The following is a 20627-nucleotide window of genomic DNA, read 5'->3' on the forward strand; positions in this document are numbered from 1 at the left end:
CAAAATAATAATACTCAATTGCTAGTAGCACTATATGCTACATGTCGTTTCTCAATTCGTTCCTCAATTTCTTTCATATTTTCTTTATTATTTAATAGTGATTGTTTATTTTCAATTAATAATTGTTTAAAAGATTTTCTCACTTTTTTTCTCATTTTCATTGTCCTCCTTGGGGGATGGTTTATATAAAAGATAAGTATTTATCTGTTTGTCTTATAATAATTGATTGTTGTGAATTCCATTTGAACTTCACATGAAAATTCCGTTTATTTTCTGACAACTTTGTGAACAAAAAAAGAAAGACCGATTCATTTTACTTTTAATCGGTCTTCCGAGTATTTACAACATATTGATTAATATTTCAGGTCTTCCCCAATTCATTTCTTCACAAACGAATCGTAGTTTTTCTTCATCCATTGTGTGTAATCCTTCTTCTAGCGAACATGAAATAGGAACTTCACAATGAATTTGCGCTAATTGTAATGAAATATTTAAATTCTCTAAATCACTTTCGATCTTCGTACGTTGCGCTTTCGTTAATGATGCCACATTTTCTAGTACAGTTGCTACTGTACCATGTTCTTGAATAAGCTTATACGCTGTTTTTTCACCGATACCTTTTACACCTGGGTAATTATCGCTCGTATCTCCCATGAAAGCTTTCGCATGCACGATTTGCCACGGTTCTACACCTTTTTCTTCCATAATTTTCTCCGGTGTGTAATACTCGTAATTTCCAATTCCTTTGCGCAGAAGCATAACTGTAACGTTCTTATCAACAAGTTGAAGTAAATCCGTATCACCTGTTAAAATGTAAACTTCCGCTTCATTGCAGTATTGTTTTGCTAGTGTACCGATACAATCATCCGCTTCATACCCTTTCATGCCGATAACTGGAACAGATAATTTCGCAGTCATTTCTTGCACTAAATCAAATTGCGGAATTAATTCTTCAGGTGGCGCTGCACGATTCGCTTTATAATTTGAGAACGACTCTGTTCTAAATGTTGTACTTCCCATATCCCAGCATGTTACGATGTGTGTCGGTTCAATTGCTTGCATTGCCGTTAATAAATGTTTCATATAACCATGAATCCCGTTTGTAGGGGTACCATCTTGTCGTTTCATAAACTGCCCGTAGACACTTGTTGCATAAAAAGCACGAAATAATAGTGCCATACCATCAACTAATAATACTTTTTTCATAATTCCTCTCCTACCAAAAAAAATAATAACCCCACGTCATCACGTAAGGTTATATAAATAGATTACCATTCTACGTTTTTCAACTTTGTCTATTATACATTGTTTTTGTATATTTAGCATCATTTACACATTAAGACGTTCTACTACAACAAGTATGAAGAATTCCTGAATACGTATTTTTCCCAGTTGAAACTACTACAGCTTTTGCATTTCCACTAACAATATACGTCCCTTTGAAACATACGTTTTCAAGTTCAAGTGGATTATAGTCTTTCATTCTTTTCAAAGGAATAAATCGTTTGCGCTCAAGATGATAGCAGCTTTCAAATTTCTCAACACTTGCATCGCTTCCTGTTAGCACAGATTCATTTACTAATAAATCATTTGCATAAATGATACGTACATCCGCTGGTACTGTATCACCTTCTGAAAGGAAAATCATATCTCCAGGAACAAGCTCTTGTACTGGCAAATTCATCATTTTCAATTCACCGTTTAAACCTGTTACACTAGAACATTCTACTCGAGACACAGTAATTTTCTCACATTGTAATCCATCACGTACATGTTGTTTTGAAAAGCCTGGGATCATTCCACTTAGTTTCATCATAATTTCCGCAATACGAGCTCTTTTTGAAGTTAATTCATTTCGGCCGTATACTTGAATACGTTTTTGTGCCTCTTTCATAGACAATCCATCTCTTGTTGTTTTAAAATACGCAAATACAGATTTTACATCTCTCGTTGCGATTTCAATTAATAAATCTTTATTTTTTTGAAGCATCGTTTGTTCTTTCATTGATTTTTTGCTTAATTTATATGACGTGTTACCCACAGTTTTGTTTGCATATAACATATTATCGTCTCCTCCTTTACAACGTAGGAAGAAACGCTTTGTTTCTCAATTTATCCACTTTACGGTGAAAGTTTCTAGCGCCTAAACATACATATAAACGCTACATGATGATAAATATAGAGGGAGGAACAAGTCGTTTCCTGCCTACATCATATATTTTTGATTTGAAGTATATGGGTAACGGAACCGAGTCAGAATTTGACATGCTCCTCACCTCCTCGTTTTATTTTATAGTTTATACTATGAAATGACTCATAGCTTTGTAACAAAAAGACCCTTACTCCGAAAAGAGTAAAGGCCATGACATACACAAATAAACGATTCCTAATACAATTAGAAATCTACGGACCTCTCCCTCGCCGAGTTTTAGCACTGTATAGCATAGGTACATTACCAGCTACGTTAAGAAAAACCTTAATTCGATCATTCCTGTTGACCCATTGGCGTCTCTCGACATTTTTGGGCAGTAGCATTTCTCTATACAGGAGCCTCACCTAACAGAGACTTATTTTTATTACATAGAAAATGTTACTCTTATTTAAAATAGATGTCAACACCTTGAATGGAATCTTTTCCTTATTACAACAACTCCCTCTCATATACATACTATTTCTCTTTCTACGTATCAAATGAATGAAGCACATATTTTAAAATTAGTAAAAATAAAAACCTTACGTTTAAACGTAAAGTTTTTAATAAGTTATACAACCAGCAATTACAATCCCAATTGAAAGGGATAAAAACATAAGAAAAAGACCGACCGCTTGATTATCTTCTTCAAGACTTTTATTTATATTAAAGCGTGGTGTAAGCCACTCAGCTAAATAAAAGACGATAATTTGAGCCAAAATCCCAACCGCTCCCCACGAAACCATATCAAGAAGTGAAATGGAATTAGCTGCTGTTGAATATAAAACAATAGCTAACCCAAGTAATCGACCTCCAAGCACATAGCTTACCGCCTTATTTCCTTGAGCCATTAACTTAAATTCTTTTACTTTCGTTGTCACTTCCATTAGGAAAAGCCCAATGCATAAAAGTCCAAGTGTTACTGCTAAATATAATAAAAAATTAATCATGTACTTTCCTCCTTTTTATACCTACTGGTAAATAGTACGATTCATTACCCGTAATTTTTTCCCCTGCACGAATACCGATACTACTCGCTTTTCCTGCAATTAAAAACGAACCAAACACATACGACAGTTTCTCCATTCCTTTCTCTGTTTCCAAAGATACGACTGGAAGTTCTGTATACTTTTGAAATATCGGCAGTGACGCTTTATACGTTTGGTGTACATTTTGCATCATAATATTTTCGTCCTTATCACGAATGGTAATTGTATCTCCTTCTCTACCAAATGAAGGTTTTTGAACGAAAGAACCTTTTCCTAAAAATAAATCTGGCTCTAAATATGTAGGTAACATATATTCTTTAATCCACTGTCGTTCCTCATTTGTATAAAAAGCATCCTCTTCCGCTAGCCCCCAAATAAGACACTGAATTGATTTTGGCTGAAGTAAAAATGATGACAAAGGATTTATAATAAAAAGCTTTCCAGATTTCACAAGTTGCAATAGCTCCACACCAACCAAATCTCCAGTTTCAGGATCTTGATCCTCAATTAAATCTTCTATTGGATATGTTTGGCGATATAAAACATCAATTTGCACTCCATCCCTATCCACTAAAGCATCTTTTGTAATTCTAAGTTCTGACATTGGTACTACTTTATTTTCAACGCGGCATAACTGACTTAAATACATAGTCGTATTCCAATCCTCAATATGCTCATGATGTGCTGTAAAAACAACATTTGGGTTGTCTATTCCCTTTGTCGCTTCCATTACAGCTTTTGTAACACCAGAGGATAGCAATCGCTCTTGACCTAAGTTTGGGTCATCATAACCTAGCTTTTTACAAACTTCCCCATTCATTTGAAAGCATTCCATAATAAAGGTAGGTGTATCACTATTAAACTCAAGCATTTTCATTTGGTTATCGCCTGTTAAAACGAAATCAAATCGTGAAATAACAGATTCAGGATATAATCCTTTCATTCTAATGAACGATAAGCTTGCGGGGGGAAATCCAAGTTCAAGAAGCTGTTCGTCACTTAAATTACGCAAAAGTCTAGCAGTCTTAAAAAATATTTTCCCCATTCGTTCAGTTGCTAATTGCAATTGTTTCATAGTCTCATTTGTTATAGAGAAAACATGAAATAAACTATACTCACATTCATATAGATCCGACCAGAAATCCGGATATATCGAATAAAACTCTTTTCGATCCCTTATGTACTGCGACATATGTTAGCCCCCAAATCCTCCCTTTGAACCGCTTCCAATTCCACCTTTAAATTCGGCAGACGATTGATACGATTTAAACGCCGATGAATTTTTAAAAGTGGATTTATTTTGATAGTATCTTCCGCCATAGAAATAATGCCCACGATAACCTGAACTACTATCATCACACTGCCATACCCCAAGTTCATCATCCCAATCCCAATCTGAACAACTTTTATCATTCGGTTTTGGGGGAAGATCTTGTGCGCAGCCAAATAAGGTGCCAGTCATTAAAGACGTTACGACACCACCAACTAGCCATTTCGTTTTTGTCACCTTCGCACTCCCCTTTTTAAATTCTATTCCTATTATATAGGATGTCATGATAAAGTAGAAGAAAAAGGAAGAAGAGGGATAAAATGCGCTTAGAATACCGACTTAATGATGAAACGAAAGGGTATCCAGCTTTATGGAACTATGCAAATATTTCTAATTCTGAAATCATTGCACGCATGACTTGTGAATATTTTATAAAAGATAAAAATACATATGTTGTCACTGCAACCTCAGTAGATCCAGACGGAACAGCAGTTATATATATTCAACAAGAAACTTTCTCTAACGATCCTTCAGATCCTACTTACTTCCACATCGGTTTTGAAATTAGAGAGCTAAAGGATACAAGTTCAAACTTGATTGAAAGTAAAGATGTATGGAACTATGAAGAAATTTTACCATCTCTTCATTCAGATATTATATATATTCAGCAAGACGGCAAGCATATGGAGTTTGCTTTAGATTCAAGAGAGATTGATGAAGACAGAAAGTGCTATATTTATTACGGAAACTTCACAGGTGAATCAAGATAACATGGATATATGTATACAACAAAAAAACCTTACGTATAAAACGTAAGGTTTTTATATAGCCCCACATATGCCGTTCTCTCTAGATGTCCATAAACCTGCTCTCACAGGTGGATGCTCTCACAAATGTTTGTAACTTCCTTCTTAAAAAGATGGCATGTTAGCTACATTTAAATATTGAACTTCCATATTAAACTTATTGGTTTAAGACATGCATAAGCTACGTACACCGTAGGAATTTTATATAATGTTAGTTGAAATAAGACCCCCGCACGTGCCGCTCCTCGTAAATGTCCAAAAACCCGCTACTCGCAGGTGGATGCCCTCACAGTTACCGTACATCTTCCTCCACAAGGAAGGCTTGATGATGGTCGCTAAATATTGAGCTTCCGTATAACTAACATCGGTTTTAGACATAAATAAGTTACGCACACCGCAGGATGTATTATTTACTTGTCGTTATATTATCACATTGTTTCCAATGTGTAAAATACAAAGTTTTTCGAGCAATCTCTTGCTTGTGACCTTATTTTAATACAAATTATTTTTGCATGCAAGTGATTAATCTTCTTCTTTTGCAATTTGATTTTCTGGATAAGAAATCCAATCACTCCAGCTACCTGCATACAATTTAACATTTTGGAATCCAGCTAATTTCAATGCAACGATATTTGGACATGCTGTAACACCAGAACCACAATATACAATTGTTTCCTTATCTTTCGAAAGGTTTTGGAATCGTTCTTGTTGCTGAGCTTCATTCTTAAATTGTCCTGATTGCAGCATTCCATCCTTCCAAAAATAATTTACTGCTGTTGGAATGTGTCCTGCTTTCGGATCAACAAGTTCCTCTACACCAGCATAACGTTTTGGCTCTCTAGAATCAATTAACGTAACATCTGCACCTGCATAGATATTCTCTCTCACCGTTTCCATCGTTACAAGCATATGATTTTGTACATTTGCTTTGAATGCTTTTCGTTTAGCAACAGAAATTTCTGTTGTTACCGGTAGTCCATTCTCTTTCCATGCTGGAAATCCACCATCTAATATATATACTTTCTCATGTCCTACATAGTTTAATAACCACCAAAGACGAGAAGCATTTGCACCCGCTTCACTGTCATATGTAATCACTGTCGTATGTTCATCAATACCAGCTCGCGACAGCTTGTCTGCAAACTCCTCAATATTTGGTAACGGGTGGCGACCACCATGTTCTGTTATAGGACTTGATAAATCTACATTCAAATCAAAATATAATGCATGAGGAATATGTTCCTCCTCATACTTTTCTCTACCCCAATTAGGATTCGCTAAATCAAAACGACAATCGATTATACGGACGTTCTCATCTTCTATATGCTCACGTAACCATTCGACTGTAACTAACATCTTTAACGACCTTCTTTCTCTTTCAAACGACTTACATACTCCATAACCATTTCTTTTGTAACATATTTACGCTCTAGTGTAACACCATTTTTTGCAAGAGCATTAATTTGCTTCGTTACAACATTAATGACATCAACCGAAAATTCTTTCCCATTTGACGCAAGAGATACGGCTGCTTCAATAGCTGCTTCACGCTGCGCATCTAATTGTAAACATGCTTTTACACTTTCATTTTGTTTACGAGAATGTGCTGTAATTGCTTTATGTACTTCCATCTTCTCTTCCCCCTAAATAAGTTATACGTTCTGATTTAATTCCATTGCAAGCCGAATCATATCACGGCATACAATCCCATTTTCAATAATCTCTTCTTCATAATGCTTCGAAAAGTAATCAAAATCAATAGAAAAAATACGAAATCCACATTTTTGATAAAAAGCAAGTTGTGAAACACTAGAATTGCCTGTACCAACTTCAAGTTTTGACATACCATATCCTTTAGCAGTTTCTATAGCATGACTTATTAGCTTCTTTCCAATCCCTTTTCCTTGCAAATGCTCTACAACCGCAATATTCATAATTTCCATCGTCTTCGGCCTTGTTTCCAAAATTACATATATACCGATTACATTATCTTCTTGCTTAGCTACGTATGTTAATCCTCTTTGTACATATGCACCAATTTGCTGTTCACTTGGATCAGCAAGTAGTAATAAAGACTTCGGTATAGCCTCTTTTGAAATACGTTCTATTACAACAGTCATAAAAAATTCCCCCTTCTCTATTGTTCTAAACCCTCCTTGTCTACCATAAGTAATAGAAAGGAGGGATTCACCATGGACAACAATGAGAAAAAATGCAACGTCATCTCTATTGATGGAAAGAAGAAGAAGAGCGACACGTATTCCTATCCAAAATTAGTAGTAGAAAATAAAACATATGAATTTTCTTCGTTCGTCTTATGCGGTGAAACACCAGACGGCAGACGACTCGTTCTTACTCATATGATTTCTACCGATGAATTTGCTGGATTTGTCAAATCTTTAGATACGGTACTACAAAAGAAAATCGAACGAATCTTTTTCTCATAACGACTACATCACATACATTTCTTTTTCAATCTCTACTAATTGCTTTTGCAATTGTTCTTTACTTTGTTCATATAGTGATACATCAATCGTTTCAGCCAATGCAAATAATACACTTTCATAATAATTCATCACATCTTGCTGCATCACTTTTTGGAATAAGTTCCATTTCAAATCCCACTCTTGCTTATAATGATGAACAAATAAATCTTTTTCATCAGCTACATAGTTTGATACGAGAGGTTCTAATACAGATTTAGCGTCTTCTTGCATAAAGGCTTTGTCATTCTTTTCAAAAAAGCTTTTCTCGTTTTTAAAGTGTGCCAATGCTTTTTTGAAATCTTTTATTTCAACTGAAGGAAACGGTTCTTTATGTGTAATATCTTTATATTCATATTCCACTGTTCCATTCATAGAAATTGATTCATTTTCTACTTTACAGTTCACCACAATTTCATTCTTTGCACGCTTCATCGCTTCATCTATCCATCTTTCAAGGCGTAATGATGTCGCACGCATTTCTTGTAATAAATCATGCTGAATAAATGCTACTAATTCCATAACACACTGCCGCAACTGCACTTTCACATTTCCATCCGTTCGAAGCGATGCTGGATTAATAAATTCAGTAAACACATCGTTATAGCGTAGGAATAGACGTTGTTGCACGTAATAAAGCAATTCTTTCACTTCATTTTGCATCGCCTGTTCTTCAGCAAGCACACTATATGATGAAATAATATGAAGTAGTTGATCACGCTCTGCTTCATATTTTTTCGTTTGCTTCTCTTTCTCTTCATTCCCCTGCTTTGCACCATTTATCATATTTACTAACAGCTGACCTGCCCCTTGCAATGCACCATATAAAGCATGAACAGATACGAGCATTAAATCTCTCATCATAAAGGATGTAAATGATTCCTCGAACTTAGCAATCCCAGAGTTTTGTAAAATACCGTACTTCTCTTTCTCAATATTTTTTCCTTGTTTCTCTTCAAGCGCACATAAACTTGAAATTGCAAATAAACGTGGATTTCTAATACCGTATTGTAGTAGCTGGTCTGCGATATAACCTTTTACCATTTCAAGTTCTTCTTCAGACTCTGCTAAATCGGCCGCATTAATTAAGAAGAACATTTTATCAAGAGCAAAAGTATCCTTTACACGACCAAGCTGAATTAAAAATTCACGGTCAGCACGAGAGAACACGTGATTATAATACGTGACAAACAAAATAGCATCTGCGTTTTTAATATACTGGAACGCAACGTCTGTATGGCGGGCGTTAATAGAATCCGCTCCAGGTGTATCTACAAGCGCTACTCCTTGCCTTGTTAATGCACAATCATAATAAAGCTCCATGTACTCAACAAAACAAGATTTTTCTTCATTCGCTACATAATCAGAAAACTCTTCTAATGTAACTTGTACTTTCTCACCTAAATGTACAGAAACTGTATCATACCCTTTTTGTACTGCTCGTAAAAAGCTAAATGTTGTTTTTTGCTTCCCAGTTGGTGAAGGGTATTTCATAACTTTATCAATCTGTGCTAACGCTTCATCTAACGTAGTAATCTCATAATGAAACAGCTTATAAACAGCTTTCATATCTTCTAATAAGGCTTGCTTTGATTTAAATTGAACCATTACTGTTCCGTGTGGTTTTTCCTCTGTAACTGGCAAAATTTGATTAATCGTTGCCGTCGTCGGATTTGGTGACACTGGAAGTACTTTCTCACCAAGCAATGCATTGGCAAATGATGATTTCCCAGCACTAAAAGCTCCAAATAATGCCACTGTAAATTGTTTCGTTTCCACACGGCGCCTTTTTTCTATTACCTCTTGCTGTACATGTTTTAGCGCTGGCAATGGCTCTAATATCGTTTCAGCTTTCTTCACTTTCTCTAATATACGCTGAATATTTAAAGCTGCCGTTCCTTTTATCTCTTCCTCACGAGCCGCTACGTTATCATTTACAATTTCCTGCTCTTGTAGTGTGAATTTCTCACTAACAATTTGTTTTTTACTTTGCAATATCTCTTCTATTTGCAACCCTTCTGGTGTAGCAACACGATCATGCCAAACATTTTGTAAATAACTTTCATATGTCTCCAAATTGTTACTGTATTGCAATTTCGTTTCTTTTGCCGTTTGCAACATCGTATATGTTTCAATCTCTTCTTCAATACGATCAACTGCTTCTTTTACCTTTTGCTTTAAAACGACTGCACTTTTATCAAAAATTTGCTGTGCTTTTGTAAAATAACGTTTCTTTAATTCATTCGCTACATCCGCTGTATAAAGAAGTAAGTAATCACCTGTGAAACCTGCACCTTGTTTAATTACTTCTGCTAACATTTCTGGTCCAAAAGCAATTTCTAAAGCATATATGTCTTTCCCAATTTCCTCTGTAAACAACCCTTCTTCTTTTAAGAAGGCAACAATAAATTCTTTCACATGAAAATCAAGTTGCGTTTCGACAGTCTTTTGCAAAGCAGCATAAAAAGCATCTAAACGTCTCTGTTTTTCTTGCTCAGTCTTTCCTTTCGCAAATAGCAAACCAACTTTAAATTTTGTTAATTTCGTTTCTAAGTACGCATTTGCCAATTCTCTCATTTCAAATGGCATTAAATACGCGTTATCTAATATAGCTTGTAAGCCTTTTATAAATTCATTTCTCATTTGAGACTCTTTATTAGCCTCGCGATGTTTCATTTCCGTTAGCTCTTCTTTCTTTTCAACTATTTCTGAAATGGAAAGCGGTGATGCTAACTCTTCCTCATATTTCAAAAGGGCTTTTTCATTTTCAGAAAGAATAAACGAGAAATGTTCCCCCATTAAATATTCTGTTTCTCGCACCATTCCATCTCTTACATACTGCTCTTTTTCTTTCATAATAGAAGTAATTAACGTTTCTAGGTTTTCAATTTCATTATGTGGATGGTTCATCATTCGTAATGATGTATAATAAACTCCATCTACTTCAATATCCCAGTTAGAGAATGATTGTTTTACACTATCGCTATAATCTGCAAACGATAATTCATTTTCTTTATGTTTATCTATTTGATTTACAACGAGATAAACCGTTTTATTACGTTGTTTCAATTCTTTAACAAATTGTAAATTCACTTCCGATTGGACGTGATTATAATCCATCATATAAAAAATTACGTCTGCTAGATGCAGCGTTGATTCTGTCGCTAGTTGATGGGCATCATCTGTTGAATCAATCCCTGGTGTATCAACTAACATAACACCTTCAGGAATTGGCGCATCATTCCGATAAATATGAACACCAATTACCTCATCGCCATCTTTACAAATTTGTTTTAATTCTTCTGCTGAATATGCACCGTCATATTCGTACTGCTCTCCAGATTTAATCGTTACAACAACACGATCAAATCCCTTTTCAATTTTAACGACGTTAGCGCTTGTTGGAATTGGACTTGTCGGTAACAACTGCGCTTTATATAGATGATTCATCATCGTTGATTTCCCTGCTGAGAAGTGACCGCAGAATGCTATCATAAGCTGCTCTCGTTTATATTTTTGAATTACTTCAAACAACTTTAAACTATTCTCTGCATCGCCGTGTTTTTGCCACTCTTCATAAAAACAAACAAGCTTTTTCATACCGTTTGTCTGTACTATGTTTGTCATCCCCTTGTTCCCCTTTATCCAAGATGTATATGCTATTTGCAAGCTAATAACCAGTGAGAAATGCACCTACTCATTGATTACCTTTTCACTTTACTATCATACTAAATTTTCAGCATATTCTCATTAAAAATAAAAAATCCCTTTCATTCTTTTTACAAATGAAAGGGATTTTATGTAATATCACTCATTTTGCTGTTCCTACTCCATTTAAAACATACTTTGCAATAACTGCATATACAGCGATTGTACCTGCTACTAATGCATATACCATACTCATGCACCAACCTTTTTTGATAATGATTATCACTTTTGAATACATTTTATCATTAAAGAGAATCATTATCAACACTTTTTCATAAAGAAAGCCCCTTATAAGAAGGAGCTTCACTGCCTGTTTTGAAAAAAGGTAAAACTTGTTGTGCACTCTTATTATATCTCATCTTACATAACTTAATAGTTAAAAAAAATGGAAATCCACCCTATACCCTCCATCTTACATTTTGTATAATAAAAGGGAATTACTTAACAAGGAGGAAAATAATGACACAAAACATTTCACAAGGCGAGAGGATACACTCCATCGATATTATTAGAGGAATAGCTGTACTTGGTATTTTTCTTGTGAACTGGCCTGTTATCGCCGGGATTGACTCACGTGATATTACAGGAGTTTACGAGGGGCTAGATAGCTATATCCGTCTATTTTACGATATGTTTATTCAAACAAAGTTTTATACTATCTTTTCGTTTTTATTCGGCCTAGGATTTTACATTTTTATGACTCGTGCTGAAGCGAAAACAGATCGACCAAAAACTTTATTTGTTCGTCGCTTACTTATTTTATTGTTATTTGGTTTCTTACATTACGTTCTTTTATGGGACGGAGACATTTTACATACTTATGCAATTACCGGGTTTTTCTTATTTTTATTTTACAAAAGAAAGCCACGTACTATTTTAATATGGTCAATTGTACTATTAAGTTTCATGCAATTGTTCACATTATTAGGTTCTCTTGTCATGTTAATCGTGCCAGTAGAGGAGTTAGGCCTTTCCACAGCAATTATGCCGTTAGAAAACTGGGGCTTACAAATCACAGACCGATTCTATTCTTTCTACTCTGAAGCAATAAGTAACAGTCTTATTATGCTTCCTGAAACACTAGGATTGTTTTTACTCGGATTATATGCCGGTAAAAAAGATATTTTCCGCCGTGCGAAAGAATTAGATCCAAAACTAAAGAAATGGCAAATTATTATGTTTGTTTTAACATTGCCGATGTGGTTTATTATGGTTTACTTCTTTATGAACAATCAACCATACACACCATTTTCACTTATGGGTATTACGATGATAAGCGGAAAGACATTATTCATATTCTACATTTTCACGCTCATGCGTTTATTACAAAAAGAAAAATGGCAAAAGATATTACGTCCGTTCCAGTACGTTGGTCGAATGGCATTAACAAATTATATCTCGCATACAATTGTTACGTTGCTTGTATTCGGAATATTGTTCAAAAATGATTATCTTGCTCCATTATGGGTAGGACCACTATTTTGCATCGGTTTCTACACACTGCAAATCTTTATTAGCCGCTGGTGGCTGTCACGTTACCAATACGGGCCACTTGAATATATATGGCGCCTTGGTACGTACGGGAAGATGATGCCACTTAAAAAGAAAAGCAAGGTCTCATAGTGAGACCTTGCTTTTTTATGCTTCTCTTACCGCACTTTGTATCGGAACTGGTTCATCCTTTACTTTCACTTTACGCTGCGGCACCATATTAAATACGATATTTAAAAGGACTGCTGACGCACTTCCTAGTACGATTCCGTTATCTGTTAAAATACGAATGCTTTCTGGAAGTTGTGAGAATAATGTAGGAACGACAGTAACTCCTAGTCCGATCCCAACAGAACATGCAACGATTAATAAGTTTTCTTGTCTTCCAAAATCAACGCTACTTAACATTTTAATACCATATGCCATTACCATACCGAACATCGCTAACATCGCACCGCCAAGTACGGATTTCGGAATGATTGTTGTAATAGCTGCGATTTTTGGAATGAACCCAAGAACGATTAACATACCACCACACGTGTAAATAATCACGCGATTTCTTACTCCAGTTAATTGAACAAGCCCTACGTTTTGTGAGTATGTTGTATACGGAAAGGCGTTGAAAATACCACCTAACACCATCGCTAATCCTTCTGCACGATACCCTTTTGTTAATTCTTTTTCACCAATCTTTTTATTGCAAATATCAGATAATGCAAAGTAAACACCTGTCGCTTCTACAATCCCTACGCAAGCAACGAGAATCATCGTAATAATTGGCGTTAATTCAAACGTTGGTGTACCGAAATAAAATGGTTGGATACCATGGAACCAATCCGCTTCTCCAACCGCTTGCAAGCTTACTTTCCCCATAAATGCTGCAACGATTGTACCAAACAATAGACCTAGTAAAATAGAGATTGAACGAATAAATCCGTCAAAAAAACGATACATAATGATAATAAATAGTAACACACCAAATGCTAATGCTAAATTTTCAAGACTACCGAAATCCTTACTTCCTACTCCTCCAGCCATATCATTAATTGCTGCTGGAACAAGTGTAACTCCAATTACGGTAACGACAGATCCTGTTACAACAGGTGGAAACAGCTTTACAAGCTTTCCAAATAATTTCGCAAAAATAACAACGAATAACCCCGCAGCAATAATTGCTCCATAAATAGAAGACACGCCGTATTGTTTTCCGATTGCAATCATCGGCCCAACGGCTGTAAATGTACAACCTAGTACAACTGGGAGCCCAATACCGAAAAAGCGATTTGATAATGCTTGTAAAATTGTCGCAACGCCGCACATTAATAAATCAATTGAGACTAAATATGTTAACTCTTTTTGATTTAAACCTAGGCCGCCGCCGACAATAAGCGGAACGATAATTGCGCCAGCATACATAGCAAGCATATGCTGCATACCAAGCGATGCGATTTTAATTGGATGTTGCTTCATCGTTTATTTCACCTCCGCAGTTTCTTGCTGTACAAATGTAACTGCGTTATTATCAAGTGATGCAATTTCTGCTAGTGACTCAACACGAATTCCTTGTTCACGAAGCTTCTTTCCTCCATCTTGAAATGCTTTTTCAATAACAATACCAAGTCCAGCAATACTTGCTCCAGCTTGCTCAACTAAACTCATTAAACCTAAAGCAGCCTGACCGTTCGCTAAAAAGTCATCAATAATTAAAACGCGATCACTTTCATCGATATGATTTCGAGATAATGAAATTTCATTCGTCTCTTGTTTTGTAAATGAATATACGCTTGCAACATACATATTATCTTGTAACGTTAACGATTTACGCTTTCTAGCAAAGATTACTTTTACACCAAGCTCTAATGCAGCCATAACTGCTGGTGCAATACCTGAAGATTCAATCGTCACGATTTTTGTAATGTTCTCTTCTTTAAAACGTTTAGCAAATTCTTTTCCGATTTCTTGCATAAGTACTGGATCAATTTGATGATTTAAAAATGCATCTACCTTTAATACATCACCAGATAAAACCTTTCCTTCGTTCAAAATCTTTTCTTGTAATACTTTCATGTTTGTTCCCCCTCTTATGCAATAAAAAAACTCCAAAAGCCGCCACCACTCGTTACAAGTGAGAGACGCGCTTTTGGAGTTTCGCAAAAAAGAATGCTAAACAAGCAAATATATTCGTCCTCACTCATAGTCAAAGTATTTACGGTACTTCGGTAGAAACTTGCAGGCCATATCCCCGCGATTATATGAGTGTAGCTAACTATTTATTTTATAGAAGGATTATAACGCACTTTTTATACTTTGAAAAGCTTTTATTCATAAAACACGTACAAATTTTATAAAAACATCATTTTCGTTCGAGTTTTGTAAACTCTTTCATTCCCAATTATAACTTCGTTAAAATGATTGGTCCATCTTCTGTAATCGCAATTGTATGCTCATATTGAGCTGATAATTTCCCGTCCATCGTTCTCGCGGTCCATCCATTTAAATCTACTTTCGAATATCGCATACCTACATTGACAATTGGCTCAATTGTAATTACCATTCCTTCTTGTAACTCAGGCCCTTGTCCTTGCTTCCCAAAATGAAAAATTGCTGGTTCTTCATGAATTTCTTTACCGATTCCATGTCCCGTAAAGTCTCTTGCGACAGAAAAACCTTCAGCAGCTACATAACTTTCAATCGCATAACCAATATCTCCTACATGATTACCGATTATCGCCTGCTCAATGCCTTTATACAAAGCATTCTCAGCTACTAGTAATAACTTTTCTGCTTCATCAGAAACTTTTCCAATTCTATACGTCCAAGCAGAATCTGAAAGACCACCATTTAAGTTTACTACCATGTCAATTGTTACAATATCACCCTCAGTCAAAGGAACATCGGCCGGAAATGCATGACACATTTCATCGTTTACAGATGCACATATCGCATATGGATATCCGTTGTACCCTTTCTGCTCAGACGTTGCACCATGTTTTTCTAAATACGCTTCCACAAACGTATTAATTTCTTTTGTTGTAATACCTGGTTTCATTATCTTCGCAATTTCTCTATGACATGAAGCAAGTAACTTTCCAGATTCATGCATTAAATCTATTTCATTTTTCGTTTTAATTGTAATCATGCTGTCTCTCCTTACTAAACTTGCTATTTACCATTAAACTTCAATCATACACATCCTCTTCCAAAATTACAAAACTTCCAATTACAAATAGTAAGATTTATTTCTGCATAAAAAAACAGAAGGAGATTCTTCTGTTTTTTTAATCATTTTTACATATATAATTCATTTTCAAAAATTCAAAATAACTACCATTCGTCTTCTGTATAAACGTTCCAACTGCTTCAAACCCTGCCCTTTTATACACTTTAATCGCTCTTTTATTAAATGTAGCTACTGATAGTGTTATATAATTACATCCATATTTTTCTTTACTAAAAGCTAGTATAGCATTTATGAACTGTAAACCAAATCCATTCCCAGTTATATTAGGTCTCATTCCAAGACCTATATCAACCGTCCCATCAGTTATTTTACAAACAGTAAAATAACCAATGAGAGTGCCATTTTCCTTCACAGAAAATGTATGATCCCCTCTACTCTCATCATGTAAAAATTCAGCTAAATCTTCTTCATCTGCCTCTATATCGTAAAAAGAATATTTCCCTTCATAATGCCAGTTGTATGCAATTTCTTCTGCTTCTTCTTGCGTCATTACTGTATAAGTATACTCCATTTTTCTATCCCCTTAAAAAAAGAGCTGCAAGTAAGCAGCCCTTTTTTATAACTCGTAAATCTCTCTATACTTCGCTTCTAAATAATCTGCTAAGTAATTTGCATTCAATCCTTCACCTGTTACATCTTCTAAAATTTCAAGTGGCTTTTTCGTTTTACCGTATTGGTGAATGTTTTCTGTTAACCATTCACGAATTGGCGTTACGTTTCCTTCTTCTAATAATGCATCAAAATTCGGAATGTCTTTTACCATTCTTTGCTTAAATTGCGCTGCATACATATAACCAAGCGCATAAGATGGGAAGTATCCAAATGAACCACCAGCCCAGTGAACATCTTGTAATACGCCTTGTGCATCGTTAGCCGGACGAATTCCTAAATATGCTTCCATTTTATCGTTCCAAGCCGCTGGTAAATCCTTCACTTGTAATGTGCCATCAAATAACTCTTTCTCAAGTTCATAACGAACCATAACGTGAAGCGGATATGTAAGCTCATCTGCTTCTATGCGAATAAATGAAGGCTTCGATTCATTTATTGCATCATAAAACTCATCTACTGATATATCATTGAATTGACCATCGCTATACTCTTTTAATAAATCATAATTTTTCTTCCAGAATGATTTATTACGACCGATAAAGTTCTCAAAGAATAATGATTGTGACTCATGAATACCCATAGATGTTCCACTACATAGCGGTGTACCTTCAAATTTCTCTGCAATATTTTGTTCATATACAGCATGACCACATTCATGAATTGTGCCAAACACAGCCATACGGAAATCTTTTTCGTCATAGCGTGTCGTAATACGAACATCCCCTCTATTTAATGTGATTTCAAATGGATGTACCGTTTCATCAAGACGACCTGCTTCAAAGTCATAATTTAATTGCTTTAATAGCTCTAATGTAAAGTTTTTTTGTTTTTCTTTTGAAAAATGTTCTGATAAAGCACTTGTCTTTAATCTCTTTTGCGAATCCGATATTTCTTTTACGAGCGGTACGATACGCTCACGAAGTTGACCAAATACGTGGTCTAACACTTCTACCGTAATGCCCGGCTCATACATATCTAATAATGTATTATATTTATATGTTTCATAACCCCAATATGTAATAAATTTCTTTTTAAATTCAACGATTTTTTCTAAATACGGACGGAACATTTCGAAATCAGATTTTTCGCGAGCTTCTTCCCACACACTTTCTGCTTTCGCTTCTAATTTCACATACGCTTCATATTCCGCTTGTGGAATTTTCTTATTTCTATCATATTCTTTACGGCACTCTTCCACCATTTTCTTCGTCGTTTCAGAAAGCTTGTCTTCACGTATTAAATCTTCAAGCTCTGTTAAATAATTTCCCATTTCATCTGAAGTCGACATAGCAAACACTTCTGATGAAAGCATGCCAATTACTTCTGAACGCTGGTCTACACCTTTTTTAGGCGCCCCTGTTCTCAAGTCCCAAAACATTAAGCTTAATGCTTCTCCGTAATTTTGTATCTTCTTCACATATGTTAAAAATTGTTTTTCTACTTCATATGTAGCTACTGTCATTATATAAAAACCTCCTTTTTCTACCTCAAACTTAATTCGACATGAAAATATAAATTCCTTTTATAATAGAAAAAAAGCTTGGCAAGCGCCAAGCTTTCTCCTTATAATTCTTTACCTTCTACTGGTAGTACGTTTTTCACTGCTTCTACCACTTTCTCATCTTCTGTATCAGATAAGAAGATTGATATAGCACCTTTATCTTCGCTCGTACGAATTAAACGGCCAATCCCTTGACGAAGACGTAAAATCATATATGGTACATCTACATCCCAGAATGGATCATTCACATGTTTACGCTTCGCTTCAAACACAGGATCGTTTGGAGGGAATGGTAATGACCAAATAATAACATGTGATAATGATGAACCAGGAATATCTAAACCTTCCCATAAATGAACGGCACAAAGTACAGTCTCTTCTTCGTTTTGGAAACGAGAAACAAGCTGACTAATTTCTTGGTCCCCTTCATATAGGAACGGAACTGACATTTGTTCTTTACCTACATACTCTTTAAACGCCGCAAGTTCTTGCGTTGTACGGAATAATACAAGTGTACGTCCATTTGTTTTTTGTATATTTTCAAGTGTATATTGACACTTTCTTTCCCATTCATTTTCTTTCGTATGAGATAGTAAGTTTACTGCCATTTGCTCCTCATAATCAAACGGTGAGGCAACTGAGAATGATAAGTAATCTTTTACCCCTAGGCTATTTGCTGTAAATGCGAATGAATCGTTGTTAGATAATGTAGCAGAAGAGAAAATATACGGGATTTTCTTCGAGAATACTTTCTCTTGTAATACTTCTTCAACTGCACGCGGCATAATTACTAACGTGAAGGCTCCATCACCTTCTTCACCCCATGTAATTACATTTTTCTCGTGCATAAACAGACGAAGTGAATGCTCTAATACATCTAAATGTTCATCAACGATATTTAAATCATACGTGTTTACTGTATGCATTTCACTTTCAAATACTAATGCATCACCGACTTCACCAATTTTCGCATAAAGTCGCTTCGCTTCAGCCGTTACTTTTTCTGTCACAGTAATTTCTAAACGATCAGAACCAGCAATTTCTTTTTTATTCTCTTGTAACACATCAAAGAATCGCTCTGTTTGCCAAATTGTTTCTTCTACTAAATGCGCAAATTCCTCGCGAATATCATTTTGTAATAATCTCGTTAAAAGTTGCTCCATCATCGTTTGCTTTAAACGATATGTTAAAGCTTTTTGAGCTGCATATTCTACAAGATGTCCTTCATCAAATACAACACAACTACTTTCTGGTAATAATGGAATTTGTCCTTCACGCTTACGAGCATCGTACGTCCAAATATGATCCATATAGAAATCTTGAGAACAAATAATTAAATCTGCTGCTTTACGATAATGTTCACGTGATAGAGTTTGCCCGCAACGATGTCGAGAATCACAAGTGAAGCAATCTTGGAAGTAATCCCAATTTACTTTTGACCATTCCTCGTCATTTAAAAGCGGAAATTCTTTTCGGTCACCATAGTGAGTAAAGTTTTGCATCGTACCATGGTCAAATACAAACTGCGGTAATTCGTAGTACACATCTTCAATTACTTCTGGAGCTCGTCCACTCATAACATCTTCAAGTTTACGTAAACATAAATAATTATCCATTGATTTCGCAAGTCTTACATCTACCGCTAAGCCTAATGCCTCAGATAATTTAGCAATGTCCCCTTCTTCTTTCACAAGCTGCTCAATTAACGTTTCATCTGCACAAGCGATAATCGCTGGCTTTCCAGTATAACGTGCATAACAAATTGCATATAGAAGATATACAATTGTTTTCCCGGTTCCTACACCAGCTTCTGCGAACATAACTTTCTTTTCTTGAAAAGCACGCTCTAATTGAAACGCCATAAAAATTTGTTCATCACGCTCTTCAAAGCCTTTTTCCGGAAGGATGTCGTAAAACACATCTCCAATCCACTCATTCAACTTATCATAAAAATTGTCTTGTTTCCCTACTTCAAATGGTAATCTCTTCTCAGTAAACATCCTTAGCCTCCAACCAAAAAGTTTTTCTATAAAAGATATAGCAACTGCTACTCATATGTGTGCAGCCACTTTCCCCTGTTGCAATACATAGAAATACACGAAAAAAAATTTTCCTTTCGAAAAAGGAAAATTTTCTTCTATATTAATGACTTTAAATACCGTTTATCAATCGCTGTTTCATGTGAAAGAGCTGACAAATATTCTTCTTGTGCTTTTTGTATTTCATCTACAATCGCACCTTGGCTATCCACTTCTTTTCCGAGCTCATCATACGTACGGTGAATAGCTTTTTGAATCATTGATAATTGGAAACTATCCATATTAGTTCCTCCTTT

General features: G+C 35.4%; 20 protein-coding genes, 2 other RNA genes and 2 riboswitches. Of the genes, 3 read left to right on the forward strand and 19 right to left on the reverse strand.

The window, feature by feature from the left end:
• Positions 1-14: 14 nt before the first annotated feature.
• From RCJ96_RS06915 to RCJ96_RS06940, 6 genes are all read right to left on the reverse strand, one after another.
• Complete coding sequence (locus RCJ96_RS06915; RefSeq protein ID WP_001228046.1) at positions 15-155, reverse strand: FbpB family small basic protein; 141 nt, start codon at positions 153-155, stop codon at positions 15-17.
• Between the two features lie 184 nt (positions 156-339).
• On the reverse strand, positions 340-1206 hold the full coding sequence (locus RCJ96_RS06920; RefSeq protein ID WP_074610195.1) for a 5'-3' exonuclease: 867 nt from the start codon (positions 1204-1206) through the stop codon (positions 340-342).
• Positions 1207-1336: 130 nt separating this feature from the next.
• Positions 1337-2062: a P-type ATPase gene (locus tag RCJ96_RS06925; RefSeq protein ID WP_416504180.1), complete on the reverse strand. Its 726-nt coding sequence runs from the start codon at positions 2060-2062 to the stop codon at positions 1337-1339.
• A gap of 343 nt (positions 2063-2405) precedes the next feature.
• Positions 2406-2571, reverse strand: a riboswitch (M-box (ykoK) riboswitch).
• A gap of 183 nt (positions 2572-2754) precedes the next feature.
• On the reverse strand, positions 2755-3141 hold the full coding sequence (locus RCJ96_RS06930) for a DUF350 domain-containing protein (RefSeq protein ID WP_000606860.1): 387 nt from the start codon (positions 3139-3141) through the stop codon (positions 2755-2757).
• Positions 3134-4372, reverse strand: coding sequence for a glutathionylspermidine synthase family protein (locus RCJ96_RS06935; protein WP_270794575.1), 1239 nt, complete (start codon positions 4370-4372; stop codon positions 3134-3136). Before RCJ96_RS06935 ends, RCJ96_RS06930 begins: the two co-directional genes overlap by 8 nt.
• Positions 4373-4375: 3 nt before the next feature.
• The gene (locus RCJ96_RS06940; protein WP_000169021.1) at positions 4376-4687 is read right to left on the reverse strand and encodes a hypothetical protein; all 312 of its coding nucleotides are present in this window, start codon (positions 4685-4687) and stop codon (positions 4376-4378) included.
• Between the two features lie 83 nt (positions 4688-4770).
• Between RCJ96_RS06940 and RCJ96_RS06945 the strand changes: the two genes are divergently transcribed.
• Positions 4771-5220, forward strand: a complete 450-nt coding sequence (locus tag RCJ96_RS06945; RefSeq protein ID WP_074610189.1) for a hypothetical protein — start codon at positions 4771-4773, stop codon at positions 5218-5220.
• A gap of 54 nt (positions 5221-5274) precedes the next feature.
• Here RCJ96_RS06945 and ssrS (RCJ96_RS06950) read toward each other — a convergent pair.
• The 5 genes from ssrS (RCJ96_RS06950) to RCJ96_RS06970 form a co-directional block, all read right to left on the reverse strand.
• Positions 5275-5458: non-coding RNA, 6S RNA (ssrS, locus tag RCJ96_RS06950), on the reverse strand.
• Between the two features lie 21 nt (positions 5459-5479).
• A non-coding RNA gene (gene ssrS, locus RCJ96_RS06955) (6S RNA) lies at positions 5480-5662 on the reverse strand.
• 116 nt (positions 5663-5778) lie between these two features.
• Positions 5779-6612 (reverse strand): sulfurtransferase, encoded by an 834-nt coding sequence (locus RCJ96_RS06960; protein ID WP_074610187.1) that lies wholly within the window; start codon positions 6610-6612, stop codon positions 5779-5781.
• Between the two features lie 2 nt (positions 6613-6614).
• On the reverse strand, positions 6615-6887 hold the full coding sequence (locus tag RCJ96_RS06965) for a YpbS family protein (RefSeq protein WP_000451811.1): 273 nt from the start codon (positions 6885-6887) through the stop codon (positions 6615-6617).
• A 21-nt stretch (positions 6888-6908) separates the two neighbouring features.
• Positions 6909-7376, reverse strand: a complete 468-nt coding sequence (locus RCJ96_RS06970) for a GNAT family N-acetyltransferase (protein ID WP_044790378.1) — start codon at positions 7374-7376, stop codon at positions 6909-6911.
• Positions 7377-7448: 72 nt separating this feature from the next.
• Here RCJ96_RS06970 and RCJ96_RS06975 point away from each other — a divergent pair, with 72 nt between their 5' ends.
• The gene (locus tag RCJ96_RS06975; RefSeq protein ID WP_000369740.1) at positions 7449-7703 is read left to right on the forward strand and encodes a DUF3931 domain-containing protein; all 255 of its coding nucleotides are present in this window, start codon (positions 7449-7451) and stop codon (positions 7701-7703) included.
• A gap of 3 nt (positions 7704-7706) precedes the next feature.
• On the opposite strand, the gene RCJ96_RS06980 is transcribed toward RCJ96_RS06975, so the two are convergent.
• Positions 7707-11366: a dynamin family protein gene (locus RCJ96_RS06980; RefSeq protein WP_416504181.1), complete on the reverse strand. Its 3660-nt coding sequence runs from the start codon at positions 11364-11366 to the stop codon at positions 7707-7709.
• A 540-nt stretch (positions 11367-11906) separates the two neighbouring features.
• Here RCJ96_RS06980 and RCJ96_RS06985 point away from each other — a divergent pair.
• The gene (locus RCJ96_RS06985) at positions 11907-13070 is read left to right on the forward strand and encodes a DUF418 domain-containing protein (RefSeq protein WP_000193095.1); all 1164 of its coding nucleotides are present in this window, start codon (positions 11907-11909) and stop codon (positions 13068-13070) included.
• A 15-nt stretch (positions 13071-13085) separates the two neighbouring features.
• Here the strand turns inward: RCJ96_RS06985 and pbuX are convergent, their stop codons facing one another.
• From pbuX to RCJ96_RS07020, 7 genes are all read right to left on the reverse strand, one after another.
• Positions 13086-14408 (reverse strand): xanthine permease PbuX, encoded by a 1323-nt coding sequence (gene pbuX / locus RCJ96_RS06990; RefSeq protein ID WP_002194155.1) that lies wholly within the window; start codon positions 14406-14408, stop codon positions 13086-13088.
• A gap of 3 nt (positions 14409-14411) precedes the next feature.
• A complete protein-coding gene (locus RCJ96_RS06995; RefSeq protein WP_416504182.1) occupies positions 14412-15005 on the reverse strand; it encodes a xanthine phosphoribosyltransferase in 594 nt (197 codons plus the stop codon).
• 107 nt (positions 15006-15112) lie between these two features.
• Positions 15113-15214: riboswitch (purine riboswitch) on the reverse strand.
• A 116-nt stretch (positions 15215-15330) separates the two neighbouring features.
• A complete protein-coding gene (locus tag RCJ96_RS07000) occupies positions 15331-16077 on the reverse strand; it encodes a type I methionyl aminopeptidase (RefSeq protein WP_000628426.1) in 747 nt (248 codons plus the stop codon).
• Positions 16078-16216: 139 nt separating this feature from the next.
• Positions 16217-16690 (reverse strand): GNAT family N-acetyltransferase, encoded by a 474-nt coding sequence (locus tag RCJ96_RS07005; protein WP_070805633.1) that lies wholly within the window; start codon positions 16688-16690, stop codon positions 16217-16219.
• Positions 16691-16735: 45 nt separating this feature from the next.
• The gene (gene ypwA / locus RCJ96_RS07010; protein WP_074610170.1) at positions 16736-18253 is read right to left on the reverse strand and encodes a carboxypeptidase; all 1518 of its coding nucleotides are present in this window, start codon (positions 18251-18253) and stop codon (positions 16736-16738) included.
• Between the two features lie 101 nt (positions 18254-18354).
• Positions 18355-20292, reverse strand: coding sequence for an ATP-dependent DNA helicase (locus RCJ96_RS07015; protein WP_074610168.1), 1938 nt, complete (start codon positions 20290-20292; stop codon positions 18355-18357).
• A 137-nt stretch (positions 20293-20429) separates the two neighbouring features.
• Entirely contained in the window at positions 20430-20612 is a 183-nt protein-coding gene (locus tag RCJ96_RS07020) for a DUF3921 domain-containing protein (RefSeq protein WP_000376895.1), read from the reverse strand.
• Positions 20613-20627 lie beyond the last annotated feature (15 nt).

Source organism: Bacillus sp. BSL6 (assembly GCF_052928345.1).

Excerpts from the sequence above, each read along its gene's own strand:
- RCJ96_RS06915 (WP_001228046.1), bottom strand. The coding sequence starts at position 155 with ATGAGAAAAAAAGTGAGAAAATCTTTTAAACAATTATTAATTGAAAAT.
- RCJ96_RS06920 (WP_074610195.1), bottom strand. The coding sequence starts at position 1,206 with ATGAAAAAAGTATTATTAGTTGATGGTATGGCACTATTATTTCGTGCT.
- RCJ96_RS06925 (WP_416504180.1), bottom strand. The coding sequence starts at position 2,062 with ATGTTATATGCAAACAAAACTGTGGGTAACACGTCATATAAATTAAGC.
- RCJ96_RS06930 (WP_000606860.1), bottom strand. The coding sequence starts at position 3,141 with ATGATTAATTTTTTATTATATTTAGCAGTAACACTTGGACTTTTATGC.
- RCJ96_RS06935 (WP_270794575.1), bottom strand. The coding sequence starts at position 4,372 with ATGTCGCAGTACATAAGGGATCGAAAAGAGTTTTATTCGATATATCCG.
- RCJ96_RS06945 (WP_074610189.1), top strand. The coding sequence starts at position 4,771 with ATGCGCTTAGAATACCGACTTAATGATGAAACGAAAGGGTATCCAGCT.
- RCJ96_RS06960 (WP_074610187.1), bottom strand. The coding sequence starts at position 6,612 with ATGTTAGTTACAGTCGAATGGTTACGTGAGCATATAGAAGATGAGAAC.
- RCJ96_RS06965 (WP_000451811.1), bottom strand. The coding sequence starts at position 6,887 with ATGGAAGTACATAAAGCAATTACAGCACATTCTCGTAAACAAAATGAA.
- RCJ96_RS06970 (WP_044790378.1), bottom strand. The coding sequence starts at position 7,376 with ATGACTGTTGTAATAGAACGTATTTCAAAAGAGGCTATACCGAAGTCT.
- RCJ96_RS06975 (WP_000369740.1), top strand. The coding sequence starts at position 7,449 with ATGGACAACAATGAGAAAAAATGCAACGTCATCTCTATTGATGGAAAG.
- RCJ96_RS06980 (WP_416504181.1), bottom strand. The coding sequence starts at position 11,366 with ATGACAAACATAGTACAGACAAACGGTATGAAAAAGCTTGTTTGTTTT.
- RCJ96_RS06985 (WP_000193095.1), top strand. The coding sequence starts at position 11,907 with ATGACACAAAACATTTCACAAGGCGAGAGGATACACTCCATCGATATT.
- pbuX (WP_002194155.1), bottom strand. The coding sequence starts at position 14,408 with ATGAAGCAACATCCAATTAAAATCGCATCGCTTGGTATGCAGCATATG.
- RCJ96_RS06995 (WP_416504182.1), bottom strand. The coding sequence starts at position 15,005 with ATGAAAGTATTACAAGAAAAGATTTTGAACGAAGGAAAGGTTTTATCT.
- RCJ96_RS07000 (WP_000628426.1), bottom strand. The coding sequence starts at position 16,077 with ATGATTACAATTAAAACGAAAAATGAAATAGATTTAATGCATGAATCT.
- RCJ96_RS07005 (WP_070805633.1), bottom strand. The coding sequence starts at position 16,690 with ATGGAGTATACTTATACAGTAATGACGCAAGAAGAAGCAGAAGAAATT.
- ypwA (WP_074610170.1), bottom strand. The coding sequence starts at position 18,253 with ATGACAGTAGCTACATATGAAGTAGAAAAACAATTTTTAACATATGTG.
- RCJ96_RS07015 (WP_074610168.1), bottom strand. The coding sequence starts at position 20,292 with ATGTTTACTGAGAAGAGATTACCATTTGAAGTAGGGAAACAAGACAAT.
- RCJ96_RS07020 (WP_000376895.1), bottom strand. The coding sequence starts at position 20,612 with ATGGATAGTTTCCAATTATCAATGATTCAAAAAGCTATTCACCGTACG.